This window comes from Yersinia thracica (assembly GCF_902170565.1).
Lineage (GTDB): Bacteria > Pseudomonadota > Gammaproteobacteria > Enterobacterales > Enterobacteriaceae > Yersinia > Yersinia thracica.
The window spans coordinates 22,316-35,085 of record NZ_CABHXX010000110.1 but is presented as its reverse complement, the minus strand read 5'-3'; the positions used below and the strand labels follow the sequence as shown (position 1 = coordinate 35,085).

Genomic DNA, 12,770 nt, shown 5'->3' with positions numbered 1-12,770 from the left:
GCAAATGAGCTTATCCCGATGAGCTTACATAAGTAAGTGATTCGGGTAGGCGAGAGCAGCTAACAACGCTGTAGCGCCAAGTATGAAGGGGATTGGAGAAAATATGGATACAAGATTCCTACAAGCCAATAAAGAAGCGCGCTGGGCCTTTGGCTTAACCCTGGCTTATCTGGCTGGGTGGATAATAACGGCTTATTTACCGGGCAATATCCCCGGTATAAGCGGCCTGCCAGCTTGGTTTGAAGCGGCTTGTATTGCATTGCCACTGCTGTTTATTGTGCTGTGCTGGCTAATGGTGCGTTTCGTCTTCCGTGATATCTCGCTGGAGGATGACAATGCAAACTGATGTCATTCTGCCATTAGTGGGCTATCTGGCCATGGTATTCGGCTTATCCGTTTATGCTTATACCCGCCGTAAAACCGGGAATTTTCTTAACGAATACTTCATCGGCAACCGTTCGATGGGCGGATTTGTCCTGGCAATGACCTTGACCGCCACTTATATCAGTGCCAGTTCATTTATTGGCGGGCCGGGTGCCGCTTATAAATACGGCCTGGGCTGGGTGTTATTGGCAATGATTCAATTGCCCGCGGTGTGGCTGTCTCTGGGAGTATTGGGTAAGAAATTTGCCATTCTAGCGCGCCGTTATAATGCCGTGACCCTCAACGACATGCTGTATGCCCGTTATCAAAGCCGCCTATTAGTGTGGTTGGCCAGCATCAGTTTGTTGGTGGCGTTTGTCGGGGCCATGACGGTGCAGTTTATCGGTGGCGCGCGCTTGTTGGAAACCGCAGCGGGCATCCCTTATGACACTGGCTTATTGATTTTCGGTATCAGTATCGCGCTATATACCTCTTTTGGTGGTTTCCGCGCCAGCGTGCTGAATGATGCCTTACAAGGCATGGTGATGTTGGTCGGTACCATTTTACTGTTGGTGGCGGTTATCCATGCCGCAGGTGGGCTGCACAAAGCCGTCGAGACTCTACAGCATATTGATCCGGCGCTGGTCTCCCCTCAGGGTGGCGATCAAATCCTCGACTTGCCGTTTATGGCATCATTCTGGATCCTGGTGTGCTTTGGGGTGATAGGTCTGCCGCATACCGCCGTGCGTTGTATTTCGTATCGTGATAGTAAAGCCGTGCATCGCGGCATAATCCTCGGCACCATTGTGGTGGCTATCTTGATGTTCGGTATGCATCTGGCCGGTGCATTAGGCCGGGCGATCCTGCCGGATCTGAAGATCCCGGATCAAGTGATCCCCACACTGATGATCACCGTGCTCCCGCCCTTTGCCGCTGGGATCTTTCTGGCCGCACCGATGGCGGCGATAATGTCGACCATCAATGCCCAGTTACTGCAATCCTCCGCGACTATTGTGAAAGATTTATACCTCAATCTGCGGCCGGAAGAGCTGAAGAATGAACGTAAGTTAGCGCGTATTTCCAGCATGTCGACACTGATCCTCGGGCTATTATTGCTACTTGCCGCCTGGCGGCCACCCGAAATGATTATCTGGCTGAATCTATTGGCCTTTGGCGGTCTGGAGGCGGTATTCCTCTGGCCATTGGTGCTGGGGTTATACTGGGAGCGCGCCAATGCCCACGGTGCCCTTAGCTCAATGATTGTCGGCGCGGTATGCTATACAGTACTGGCCAGCTTCGATATTAAGATAGCCGGCCTGCACCCAATCGTGCCCTCGCTGGCGCTTAACCTGCTGGCGTTCTATATCGGGAATCAGTTTGGCGACAGGGCACGAGCGCAACAGCCCGTGGTTGCCAGCACTGAATAAATGACTATTTGCAGGTATTATTTACCGAAACCCTATTGATAAAAACCGATCGTGAGACCTCAGTTGAAGATCGGTTTTGGAAGAGAAAGCTATGCCTTGGATCCAACTAAAACTAAACACCACCGGTAACCAGGCCGAATCTCTTGGTGATGTCCTAATAGAAAGTGGCGCGGTCTCTGTGACCTTCCAGGATACCCACGATAATCCGGTGTTTGAGCCACTGCCGGGGGAAACCCGCCTGTGGGGCGATACCGACGTAATTGGCCTGTATGATGCAGAAACCGATATGGCGGAAGTGGTCGCTACGCTGGAATATAACCCGCAACTCGGTCAAGGTTTCATCCATAAGATTGAGCAGTTGGAAGATAAAGATTGGGAACGTGAATGGATGGATAATTTCCACCCAATGCGTTTTGGTGAGCGCCTGTGGATTTGCCCTAGCTGGCGTGATGTGCCCGACCCAACAGCCGTGAACGTGATGCTCGACCCCGGTTTGGCATTTGGTACCGGTACTCACCCGACGACCGCATTGTGTCTGCAATGGCTCGATAGCCTCAACCTACAGGATAAAACCGTTATCGATTTCGGTTGCGGCTCCGGCATCCTGGCGATTGCAGCTCTAAAACTCGGTGCTAAGCGCGCTATTGGCATTGATATTGATCCGCAAGCCATTCAGGCCAGTCGTGATAACGCGCAGCGTAACGGCGTTTCAGAGCGTTTGGAGCTGTATCTTGCCAAAGATCAGCCAGCCGACTTATCCGCTGACGTGGTAGTCGCCAATATCCTGGCAGGCCCATTACGGGAACTCGCGCCGTTGATTAGTGTTTTGCCGGTTGCGGGCGGCCATCTTGGCTTGTCAGGTGTGCTGGCAACACAGGCAGAGAGTGTCGCACAAGCTTACGAGGATAAATTCGCTCTCGACCCAGTGGCTGAAAAAGAAGAGTGGTGCCGCATCACCGGTATCAAGAAGTCATAGCGACTCCGCCAATAATAGCTATCCATGTTGTAGGCGTTGCAACACTCACGGTTGTAACGCCAAATTCGCAGAATGCACTAGCATTTCCTGGTAGCAGCTAGCAATCCATCAAGCACTTTTTTTAACTGAAATGAGATGTCTGACTCATTTATATCTGTTCTTTATCATTGATTTGATGAATAAATCAGCATTATCAACCTTAACCATGTTGCATAACTAGTCGAAAATTATGTTGTTTAGTAGAAAAAACTAAAGCGCACAAATTAATCATATTAACTTAACCTAATGTTATATATGAATAAATAATTAATTATCCAAGATTAGTCTGCAATTTATCGCGCTTTTTTCATCAATTGGTCAAAGTTTGGCCTTTCATCTGAGCGCAAAAATGCGTAATATACGCGCCCTTACGGACACAGTGTGGTCATTCTTTGTCTATGCGTATTGGACACATCCAGCTTACAAATTGCCTGATTGCCGCCCCGATGGCGGGCATCACAGATCGCCCATTCAGAGCGCTATGTCATGGTATGGGGGCTGGGATGGCTGTATCTGAAATGCTCTCCTCTAATCCAGAGGTATGGCGGACGGATAAGTCGCGTTTGCGCATGGTTCATAGTGATGAGCCGGGGATTCGTGCCGTGCAGATTGCTGGTAATGACCCGGATGAGATGGCAGCAGCCGCCCAAATCAATGTGGCGAATGGTGCACAAATCATCGACATCAATATGGGATGTCCGGCCAAGAAAGTGAATCGCAAACTGGCAGGATCCGCATTATTGCAGCATCCTGAATTGGTCAAACAGATCCTCTCCGCAGTCGTTAACGCGGTAGATGTCCCAGTAACGTTGAAGATCCGGACGGGTTGGTCGACCGAACACCGTAACTGTATAGAAATTGCCCAATTGGCCGAAAACTGTGGTATACAAGCCCTGACGATTCATGGCCGAACCCGTTCTTGTTTGTTTAATGGCGAGGCGGAATACGACAGCATTCGGGCAGTTAAGCAGATTGTTTCCATTCCCGTTATCGCGAATGGTGACATCACTGACCCGCATAAAGCCAGAGCGGTACTGGACTACACTGGGGCTGATGCCCTGATGATAGGACGTGCCGCTCAGGGAAGACCTTGGATCTTCCGGGAAATCCAGCATTACCTGGACACTGGGGAGCTGCTGCCACCGATGCCACTTGGCGAAGTGCAGCGCTTGTTAAACGGGCATATACGGGAATTGCACGACTTTTATGGTCCAGGCAAGGGATTTCGTATTGCACGTAAGCACGTCTCTTGGTATCTCCAGGAGCACGCCCCTAACGACCAGTTTCGGCGCACATTCAACGCCATTGAGGATGCCAGCGAACAGCTGGAGGCGTTGGAGGCATATTTCGAAAATCTTGCGTAAACAGAAAAAAGAGCTGACAGAACTATGTTCGAACAACGCGTAAATTCTGACGTACTGACCGTTGCAACCGTAAACTCACAAGATCAGGTGACTCAAAAGCCTTTGCGTGACTCGGTAAAACAAGCACTGAAGAACTATTTTGCTCAACTGAATGGTCAGGATGTGAGTGACCTGTATGAGTTGGTACTGGCTGAAGTTGAACAGCCATTGTTGGACATGGTGATGCAATACACCCGTGGCAACCAAACCCGTGCTGCCCTGATGATGGGCATTAACCGTGGCACGCTGCGTAAGAAATTGAAAAAATACGGCATGAACTGATACTAGTCAGTTAAGTTGTTGTTTAAAAAGGCGTACTCCACACGGAGCGCGCCTTTTTTGTTAGGTGATTTCTAGGCTACTTCTACCCAATTGCGGCCCTGCTGCTTCGCTCGGTATAAAGCTTCATCCGCCCGCTTCAGCGCATCCTCTGGTGTCCCGACCCCATTCCAGAATGCTACCCCCAATGAAATCGTGATAGGTCGGATGCCCGGCATCACCATCATTTCTACATTGTGCCGCAGCCGGTTAGCAACCTGTATAGCAACATCCGGCACAGTACCCGGCAGCAACATCAGAAACTCTTCACCGCCACTGCGGCACAGAATATCGCTGTCACGGGAGCTATCACGAATTTGTATTGCCAATTGCTTGATAACCTCATCACCGACATCATGACCATAAGAGTCATTAATTGATTTAAAGTGGTCAATATCCAGTGCAATGACAGAAAAATGCTGCCCGAGCTGGGCGATAGGCTCAAGCGTCGTCGCCAGCCCGCGCCGGTTATACAGGCCAGTCATGGGGTCGGTATGCGCTTCGAACCTCAATTTGCCTATTTTCTTTTGCAATAGACTGATGCCTATCAACAAGGCCCGTTTAAGCTGCGTCGCCTCGAAATACCATGAGGGAATTTCTTTGATGCTACTGGCAATATCCGGCTTATCCATATCATTGGCGCTGCCTGCCAGTAACCACAGCGGGCGAGCAATTAAGCGCGATAATAACCAAACGCCCAACAATGTGAGTAACGCCAGCGGCGCAATGTGCCCTAGCCCTTTCAACATCAACCCTTCCAGCGGCTTCAAAGTGGAGGATTCTGGCCGCAGGGTAATAATTTCCCAACCTGACGGCTCCACAACGGCATAGCCCGCCAGCATCGATTCGCCATTGGTGCTGGTCACCATCAAGCTACCATTGTCACTTTTTTTGGCCGCCTCCGTAATCGGCTTCGGCTCGAGTATCTCCCCGATACGATTAACATCACGGTGATAAAGAATGCGCCGATCGCCGTCGAGCACCACAATGTAAGAACCATCGCGATAGTAATGTTCACCCAGTAACTCATTTAAAATACTTTGCTTACGCAGATAAATAGTCCCACCTATATATCCGCGATAGCGTCCATCCGCCGTGATAATGGGTGTCGATATATTGATAACCAGATTGTTAGCTGCTGATACATATGGCTTGCTGATAATAGGGCGCCGGAGCTTGAGTGCCTCCGCCGACCCTGGTGATGTGAGAGTGTGCCCCAAGAGTTGGAGGCTGTCTGGCGACGTAGCGCGGATAATGCCATGGGCATCAGTTATCACCACCGAGTTAAAACTGTCCGTCTGATATTTAAGCCGTGCAGTTTCCGCTTTCAGAATGGCCTGATCGTCAAAATGCTTTGCGGCGATCATGCTGCTGTAGTGAAGCTGCTTTTGTGCACTCCGCAGAAAAATCTCCGTACTGGACGCCAGCTTAGCGGCATAAACACGGTTAGCTTCCAGTGTATTATCGATCAATAGCTGCCGTTGAACCCGATAACTCGCATAGAAACTGTTTGCCAGCGTCACAAAGGCGCTCATGACAGCCAGAATAAGGATTAAGCGACCTAAGTCGAGGCGGAAAATCTTGGTTGAAATCATCGAGCGTAACAAGACAACATTCCTGAAGATATAAATGGGCGGTAATTAGCCATGACGGTAACATGAAAAGTCAGCAGGAACTCGCCTATCTCTATAGGCGCTTATTATTTATCTCCTCAAATGAATCATTATCACGCTATAGTCATTGTTAACAGCTATCTATACCCTAAATAATTCGAGTTGCAGGAAGGCGGCAAGTGAGTGAGTCCCGATGAGCTTACGGTGTTGTAAGTGATTCGGGTGATTGAACGTAGCTAACGCACATGTAGCTTGAAGTATGACGGGGATATGGCTTTAGTGATTGTTAGCTGACGTCTGACTTATACTGATAATTAGGGGTTAATTATGAATAAAATGATCATTGCCGTAGCACTCGCGGCGACTGTATTAAGTGGATGCGCCAACAACAGAACCGCGTCGGGTGATACCTTTACCGCCGCTCAGGCACGGCAGGTACAAACCGTCACTTATGGCACCGTAGTTTCCGCACGTCCGGTCACCATTCAAGGTGGCAGTGAAAATAATGTAGCGGGTGCTATTGGCGGGGCCGTAGTCGGGGGCTTCTTGGGTAATACAATCGGCGGAGGCCGAGGTAACAGCCTGGCGACAGCAGGTGGTGCCGTTGCCGGTGGTGTGGCGGGTCAGGGCATACAAAGCGCCATGAACCGCAGTGAAGGTGTACAACTGGAAATTCGTCGTGATGATGGCAGCAGCATTGTTGTCGTGCAGGCGCAAGGGCCAACCCGTTTCAGCGCAGGTCAACGCGTCATCATTGCCAGCGATCGCAGCGGCACTGTGACAGTTTCTCCTCGTTAAACTTAAACGCGCCGGGGGATTCGCCCCGGCATTTAGCGCTTGAATACAAAAAAATGCGCCGTTTTGTTTATTGTCCTAATTGACTGTTTCGTAACATTAAAATGACGTCGATTTATACGATTTTAGAGCAAGAAACTATTGACACTAGCTATAATAGTCAAATATTAGGTTGCCACGGGGAATGTGTTGTGGTTAAATAGCTTCATCGGTTTGGAACACAGACCTTATGAAAGCAGTTTTAGTAAAGCAGTCCTCAGTTCAAGCGCTATCCATAGATATCCCTTCTCCGTGAGTCTCCTCCTAAGTGCCCAATAAGTTATCCTCTGAAAAACAGACCACGTTCGCTACGTTATTGTGGCAAAAAATAATTGAAGGAAGTATCTCTATGTCTAATAAAATGACTGGTTTAGTAAAATGGTTTGACGCTGGTAAAGGTTTTGGTTTTATCACTCCTGCTGATGGCAGCAAAGACGTGTTCGTTCACTTCTCTGCTATCCAGAGCAATGATTTCAAAACCTTAGATGAAGGCCAAAAAGTTGAGTTCTCTATCGAGAGCGGCGCTAAAGGCCCATCAGCGGTAAACGTAGTCGCTCTGTAATTCAGTGTGATTAGGGGAGCTGGCTACCGACAGCGATGACGGCCAGGCCCGAGCAGTGTAGCCGCTCCCCAAGTAAATGAAAAAGTAGTACCCGGTTGACAGTAACATTTATGCAAGCAGTTTTAGTAAAGCAGTTCCCCGTATTAGCGCTATCAGACAGATACCTCTTCTCCGCGAAATTCCTTCTAAGTGCCCCATAAGTTGTGCCCAAGCCTATTCGCTCGCCTATGGCGGCAATCAAAAATAATTGAAGGAAGTATCTCTATGTCTAATAAAATGACTGGTTTAGTAAAATGGTTTAACGCTGATAAAGGTTTTGGTTTTATCACTCCTGCTGATGGCAGCAAAGACGTGTTCGTTCACTTCTCTGCTATCCAGAGCAATGATTTCAAAACCTTAGATGAAGGCCAAAAAGTTGAGTTCTCTATCGAGAGCGGCGCTAAAGGCCCATCAGCGGTAAACGTTATTGCTCTGTAAGAGTCAATAATAAGTACCGAGGTCTTCGAAGCTGTAGCTTCAAGATCTCAGGTATATCGGAATGATTTACGATAGCGATGAAGGTGATAGTCCTGAGCAGTTAAATCACTCTGAATAAAAATAACCCGCCTTTGTGCGGGTTTTTTGTTATTGGGAATAAGGTCTATCCTTAACAATATAAACTCCCACCATCCCATAATGAAATATTTAATACACGAAATTTATACGCCATCATTATTTTTAACTAATGCATTCAAGTTTTATAAATCACAAAAAAAAACACTATCATATTGTAAATTAAGGATAAATAACGCTTACTTAATAGATTAAACCCCGTAAAATATAATTAATAAAGTAAAGTAATCGCCAAACCTTGTCTGAATTACTCAGATTAGAACAATATATCCCTCTCGCCGCACTTTCCCACTCCGTATAATACAAAAATAACTTTAAACAAAATGATGGCATTATTTTCCTTATACAGTTGCCTCATATAATTACAACATTAATAAGTTAACTATTTTCTATTACTGCTGGCGAAGATTGCTGTATACAAAATAGCTTCAGGGTAAATAATCATGTCGATACTCAAAACACGTATAGGAAGAATGCTGCTTATCCTATTAATTGGGATAAGTATCTGGTTTAGCCCAGTACCAGAATCTATTGATCCACGTGCCTGGCACCTCATGGCGGTCTTTGCCGCGACAGTTATTGGCCTGATTATCTCGCCTTATCCATTAGGCGCCCTGGCGATATTCAGCCTGACAGTCGTCGCAGCCACCGGCTTGTTGAGTATTAAAGAAGTGCTCGCCGGCTTTGCTGACCCTATAATTTGGATGATAGCCTGTGCTTTCTTTATCTCACGCAGTTTTATTAAAACAGGTTTTAGCCGCCGAGTAGGCTACTTATTTATCAGTAAGTTAGGCCATAGCTCATTGGGTCTGGCTTACGGTTTGATACTCACCGATTTACTGTTTGCACCCGCGATGCCATCAACTGCTGCTCGTTGCGGTGGCATCATTACACCGCTATTTCGCTCGATATCTGATGTATATGAATCAAATCCCGAGCAAAGCACTGAACGCAAAATCGGGGCTTTTCTGGTGCAATGCATTGTTCAGTGTGATGCCATTATTTGTGCCATGTTTCTGACGTCAATGGCCGGTAACCCGATGATAGGTAAGCTGGCTGGCGAGATGGGAATAACCATTACCTGGGTCAGTTGGGCGCTGGCCGCGATTGTCCCAGGTTTACTCTCTCTGACGATCATCCCATTGCTGCTGTATCGCTTTTATCCGCCGGAACTGAAGAAAACCCCGGAAATGCGCACACTGGCCCTCGTGAAACTGAAAGAAATGGGGCCAATGAGCTGGTTTGGGGCCTCAATTGCAGGTTCAGTACAGGGTATGAATTGGCTGCCGATGATGGGGATTCTACTGCTGGCGTACTATTACAGCCACTATATGATGGCCAGCGCCATTGCCCATATCAGCGCCATGTATACGATTTTTGTTTCTATCACCATTGCCGCGGGTGCACCGCCAATGCTGACAGGATTGGTGTTTGGCATGTTCAGTAACCTGTATATGGCGACCACACATTACTCCGGTGGCCCTGCCGCGATACTATTTGGTTGCAACTTTATCCCCCTCACCACCTGGTGGAAAATCGGTTTTCTGATCAGTTTGGTGGTCATTCCTATCTGGCTGATTATCGGTAGTGCCTGGTGGAGTGTCTTGGGTTTCTGGTAAAAATATCAAACAGATAGCCGCGCTGTTATACCGGTGCGGTGTATAAACAACATCTTCGGCCCTCATCTTTTTATATCATTTACCGCGGTTATGATATAATTGGCGAAAAGCTCACCTCGCTTACCGATAGCCCCTCTTTTGTGACCATTCACTACGCGAACACCGCTTTTAATGTAAATATTGCGTCAATTATCGTATTCACGAAAACAATAATTGACCTAGGGTGTCTGAAGATATGTATCGCTATCGAGTTATATCCTTATGCGTTACAAGCTCGCACTTAACGCATAACGATAGAGTTCATATGATAAAGCCGCAGAAATTCCATATTTCACTGCTCCACCCGCGCTATTGGCTAACTTGGTTTGGCCTTGGCGTACTGTTTCTATTAGTCCAACTGCCCTACCCGCTGCTCAATAAATTGGGAATTTGGCTCGGACGTAGCTCAATGCGCTTTCTCAAGCGGCGGGTTTCCATCGCCCGACGTAACCTCGAACTGTGCTTCCCTGAGATGGACACAATCACCCTCGAGCGCACGATTGTGGGTAATTTCGAATCCTTGGGCATGGGGTTGCTGGAAACAGGTATGGCATGGTTTTGGCCCGATGCGCGCGTCAAGCGCTGGTTTACCGTCTCCGGTCTGAATAATCTGAAAAAAGCGCAGGAAGGCAAACGCGGTGTCTTGGTGATTGGCGTCCATTTTATGTCGCTGGAACTGGGTGGCCGAGTCATGGGCCAATGCCAACCGATGATGGCAATGTACCGCCCACACAATAATAAAGTGATGGAATTGGTACAGACTTGGGGCCGAATGCGCTCCAATAAGGCGATGTTGGATCGTAAAGACCTACGCGGCATGGTGCACGCACTAAAGAAAGGTGAAGCCGTTTGGTTCGCCCCAGATCAAGATTACGGCCCACGTGGCAGTGTTTTTGTGCCCTTGTTTGCCGTTGATCAAGCCGCCACTACCAGCGGCACCTTTATGTTGGCCCGCCTGGCAAAACCGGCATTGCTGCCGTTAGTGTTATTGCGCAAAACAGATGGCAGTGGTTATGACCTGCTTATTCAACCGGCATTGGAAGATTATCCAATAGATGACGAATTAGCCGCCGCCCGTTACATGAATAAAGTGATTGAAAAAGAAATCATGCGCGCACCCGAGCAATATCTTTGGTTGCACCGCCGCTTTAAAACCCGCCCTGTGGGTGAAGCGTCACTCTATTAAGTACAACATAATAAAAAACCCGGTCTATGCCGGGTTTTTTATTACCTAAAATCCGCTCAATCCGCCGCCACCGCTGTCTCTGTCTGCGCTGCATTTTCTATTACAACGAGATTTCGCCCCGGCAATGTTTTACAAGCCGCCCCACCAATCGGGGGAGCTGTGGTCGGATAACTCTCTTTTGGTGAGATATAAACTGGCGTGGTTGCGACAAAACCATCACTGAAAGTTGCCTCAACAAAAGTGGCCTGCCACCCAGAGGCTGGTGCAGTCAGCGCAATCTCAAGGGTATTTTCCGGGGTTACCGCCAGTGGGAATGCGGCGTAGCTCACATCACAGGCATAGCGGAAGTCACGCGCCTCATTATTTGCCGCAGTCCATAGCAGCACTTTATTCGGCGTCTCGGACAGTTTTACCGTCAATGTTTGCAACTTTTCTTTCATTTCGATGCTGCTATCCACTTGCGGCAAGGCCGTGGATTGCCGTAGGCGATTAACAAAGGGAATCAATGACTGTTCGCTGAAAGCCTTAATACCATAGTGGCTGGAATTGGGTGCCACTCGCAATACTTTCTCGCCTGGTAATTTATCGTAATAAAAATCTGTATTATCAGGCACATAAAAATCGTCGCCACTGGCATTGATAATATATTTCGGAATACTCAGCCGGGATTGATACTCAGTTCCCATATATTGCATGGGATCAATAATCTGCATCAATTTGGAAAAGCCAGGTGTCTCCAACTTTTTATCAATTTCGTCCTGATAATAAGGAGTGAAGGCTATGGGCCAATTTCCCCCATAAGATTTATACATATGTTCCAATGCAGCGCGAGTATCAAGCAGATCAATAACAAAGGGCACCATGGCCACAACCCGGGTATCAGCAAGTGCCGTGAGCCAGGTTGTCCAACCCCGTTTGGATAAGCCGGTAACAATAAAACTGTCTAATGCCTTTTGCGGCAAAGCTTGTTGGGCCAGAGTCATGGCCTGAGAAACTGCCGCCGCCATGGGGACCTGCAAGGGCAAGGTAGAACGAGACTCCGGTGCATCCATAAATAAAGTCCAGCTACGGGCGACACTGAAATCCTCCTTGCGTGGCACGCCATCCTGCTGATATTCAAGATATTGATTGGGAATAGTGCTGATTGATATCACCAGGGTATCCGTTTCCCGGGCAATTTTTTGCAATAAGTCGATGGAGAAATCAGTCGGGCCAGAGGCAGGATCCGTGCTGGTTGCATGGTTAATACCATTATTAATCACCACCAGCGCTTGCGTCGAGGTACTGCCAGTCGGAATAAAGATCTCTACTTCATGCTGCCAGGCAGCAGGGGAGACCAAATTCTCAGGTGCCCACTGTTGAGAAGTCAGTTGGTAACGACGCCATTCTAGCCCCGGTAAATTCTCCTGACTCAGTAAATTGTAAATAAGCGGCTCGCTGGACAATTTATCCTTATAACAGGATAAAACCTGAGAAAAATCCGGATTGCTGCATTTTGTTGTTTCGACATCCGCTTGTGCCAAACAACTGCCGGTGAACAACCAGGGTAATCCACAAATCAAAGGCGTTAAGTAATGAGGCATAATCCCTTTCCTTTTATCTAATATACGAGGTAAAAACTTTCTCAGAGGAATTAGATAACGAATTGGGAATTCAAAAAATCCGAATTTCACCGGTATATGCAGTTTTTTATATTACGACCCTGACAAAATACGGGCCTCAATCTTATTCAACCTTTCTATTGATAGGGTTATTTTTATGCATCGCGGAAAATTATTG

At 47.9% G+C, this 12,770-nt stretch carries 12 protein-coding genes; 10 read left to right on the top strand and 2 right to left on the bottom strand.

The annotated features are described in order from the left end of the window. Positions 1-103: 103 nt before the first annotated feature. The 5 genes from FTA91_RS15775 to fis all read left to right on the top strand — a co-directional run bounded on the left by FTA91_RS15775 (position 104) and on the right by fis (position 4,490). Positions 104-346, top strand: coding sequence for a YhdT family protein (locus FTA91_RS15775; protein ID WP_004392391.1), 243 nt, complete (start codon positions 104-106; stop codon positions 344-346). Beyond that, a complete protein-coding gene (gene panF / locus FTA91_RS15770) occupies positions 336-1,790 on the top strand; it encodes a sodium/pantothenate symporter (protein ID WP_050115887.1) in 1,455 nt (484 codons plus the stop codon). Before FTA91_RS15775 ends, panF begins: the two co-directional genes overlap by 11 nt. Positions 1,791-1,881: 91 nt before the next feature. Next, a complete protein-coding gene (prmA, locus tag FTA91_RS15765; protein ID WP_145583595.1) occupies positions 1,882-2,766 on the top strand; it encodes a 50S ribosomal protein L11 methyltransferase in 885 nt (294 codons plus the stop codon). 437 nt (positions 2,767-3,203) lie between these two features. Continuing rightward, positions 3,204-4,169, top strand: a complete 966-nt coding sequence (dusB, locus tag FTA91_RS15760) for a tRNA dihydrouridine synthase DusB (RefSeq protein ID WP_050115885.1) — start codon at positions 3,204-3,206, stop codon at positions 4,167-4,169. A 24-nt stretch (positions 4,170-4,193) separates the two neighbouring features. Then, positions 4,194-4,490 carry a DNA-binding transcriptional regulator Fis gene (fis, locus tag FTA91_RS15755; RefSeq protein WP_002210061.1) on the top strand — a complete coding sequence of 99 codons (297 nt, stop codon included), beginning with the start codon at positions 4,194-4,196 and terminating at the stop codon, positions 4,488-4,490. Between the two features lie 71 nt (positions 4,491-4,561). Here fis and FTA91_RS15750 read toward each other — a convergent pair whose 3' ends face one another. Then, positions 4,562-6,121, bottom strand: a complete 1,560-nt coding sequence (locus tag FTA91_RS15750) for a sensor domain-containing diguanylate cyclase (protein ID WP_050115884.1) — start codon at positions 6,119-6,121, stop codon at positions 4,562-4,564. 345 nt (positions 6,122-6,466) lie between these two features. Here FTA91_RS15750 and FTA91_RS15745 point away from each other — a divergent pair, with 345 nt between their 5' ends. The 5 genes from FTA91_RS15745 to lpxP all read left to right on the top strand — a co-directional run bounded on the left by FTA91_RS15745 (position 6,467) and on the right by lpxP (position 10,991). Continuing rightward, positions 6,467-6,937 carry an outer membrane lipoprotein gene (locus tag FTA91_RS15745; protein ID WP_038638593.1) on the top strand — a complete coding sequence of 157 codons (471 nt, stop codon included), beginning with the start codon at positions 6,467-6,469 and terminating at the stop codon, positions 6,935-6,937. 385 nt (positions 6,938-7,322) lie between these two features. After that, the gene (cspE, locus tag FTA91_RS15740; RefSeq protein WP_011817288.1) at positions 7,323-7,535 is read left to right on the top strand and encodes a transcription antiterminator/RNA stability regulator CspE; all 213 of its coding nucleotides are present in this window, start codon (positions 7,323-7,325) and stop codon (positions 7,533-7,535) included. A 264-nt stretch (positions 7,536-7,799) separates the two neighbouring features. Beyond that, positions 7,800-8,012 carry a cold shock protein CspG gene (gene cspG / locus FTA91_RS15735; protein ID WP_050115883.1) on the top strand — a complete coding sequence of 71 codons (213 nt, stop codon included), beginning with the start codon at positions 7,800-7,802 and terminating at the stop codon, positions 8,010-8,012. 578 nt (positions 8,013-8,590) lie between these two features. Then, positions 8,591-9,766, top strand: a complete 1,176-nt coding sequence (locus FTA91_RS15730; protein WP_050115882.1) for a DASS family sodium-coupled anion symporter — start codon at positions 8,591-8,593, stop codon at positions 9,764-9,766. 304 nt (positions 9,767-10,070) lie between these two features. After that, a complete protein-coding gene (gene lpxP, locus FTA91_RS15725; RefSeq protein WP_050115880.1) occupies positions 10,071-10,991 on the top strand; it encodes a kdo(2)-lipid IV(A) palmitoleoyltransferase in 921 nt (306 codons plus the stop codon). 56 nt (positions 10,992-11,047) lie between these two features. On the opposite strand, the gene FTA91_RS15720 is transcribed toward lpxP, so the two are convergent. Further along, on the bottom strand, positions 11,048-12,574 hold the full coding sequence (locus FTA91_RS15720) for a PhoPQ-activated pathogenicity-related family protein (protein ID WP_145583593.1): 1,527 nt from the start codon (positions 12,572-12,574) through the stop codon (positions 11,048-11,050). Positions 12,575-12,770: the final 196 nt, after the last annotated feature.

Bases quoted from the DNA above. Each gene is read 5' to 3' on its own strand.
- dusB (WP_050115885.1), top strand. From the start codon at position 3,204: ATGCGTATTGGACACATCCAGCTTACAAATTGCCTGATTGCCGCCCCG.
- lpxP (WP_050115880.1), top strand. From the start codon at position 10,071: ATGATAAAGCCGCAGAAATTCCATATTTCACTGCTCCACCCGCGCTAT.
- panF (WP_050115887.1), top strand. From the start codon at position 336: ATGCAAACTGATGTCATTCTGCCATTAGTGGGCTATCTGGCCATGGTA.
- FTA91_RS15720 (WP_145583593.1), bottom strand. From the start codon at position 12,574: ATGCCTCATTACTTAACGCCTTTGATTTGTGGATTACCCTGGTTGTTC.
- FTA91_RS15750 (WP_050115884.1), bottom strand. From the start codon at position 6,121: ATGATTTCAACCAAGATTTTCCGCCTCGACTTAGGTCGCTTAATCCTT.
- cspG (WP_050115883.1), top strand. From the start codon at position 7,800: ATGTCTAATAAAATGACTGGTTTAGTAAAATGGTTTAACGCTGATAAA.
- prmA (WP_145583595.1), top strand. From the start codon at position 1,882: ATGCCTTGGATCCAACTAAAACTAAACACCACCGGTAACCAGGCCGAA.
- cspE (WP_011817288.1), top strand. From the start codon at position 7,323: ATGTCTAATAAAATGACTGGTTTAGTAAAATGGTTTGACGCTGGTAAA.
- fis (WP_002210061.1), top strand. From the start codon at position 4,194: ATGTTCGAACAACGCGTAAATTCTGACGTACTGACCGTTGCAACCGTA.
- FTA91_RS15775 (WP_004392391.1), top strand. From the start codon at position 104: ATGGATACAAGATTCCTACAAGCCAATAAAGAAGCGCGCTGGGCCTTT.
- FTA91_RS15730 (WP_050115882.1), top strand. From the start codon at position 8,591: ATGTCGATACTCAAAACACGTATAGGAAGAATGCTGCTTATCCTATTA.
- FTA91_RS15745 (WP_038638593.1), top strand. From the start codon at position 6,467: ATGAATAAAATGATCATTGCCGTAGCACTCGCGGCGACTGTATTAAGT.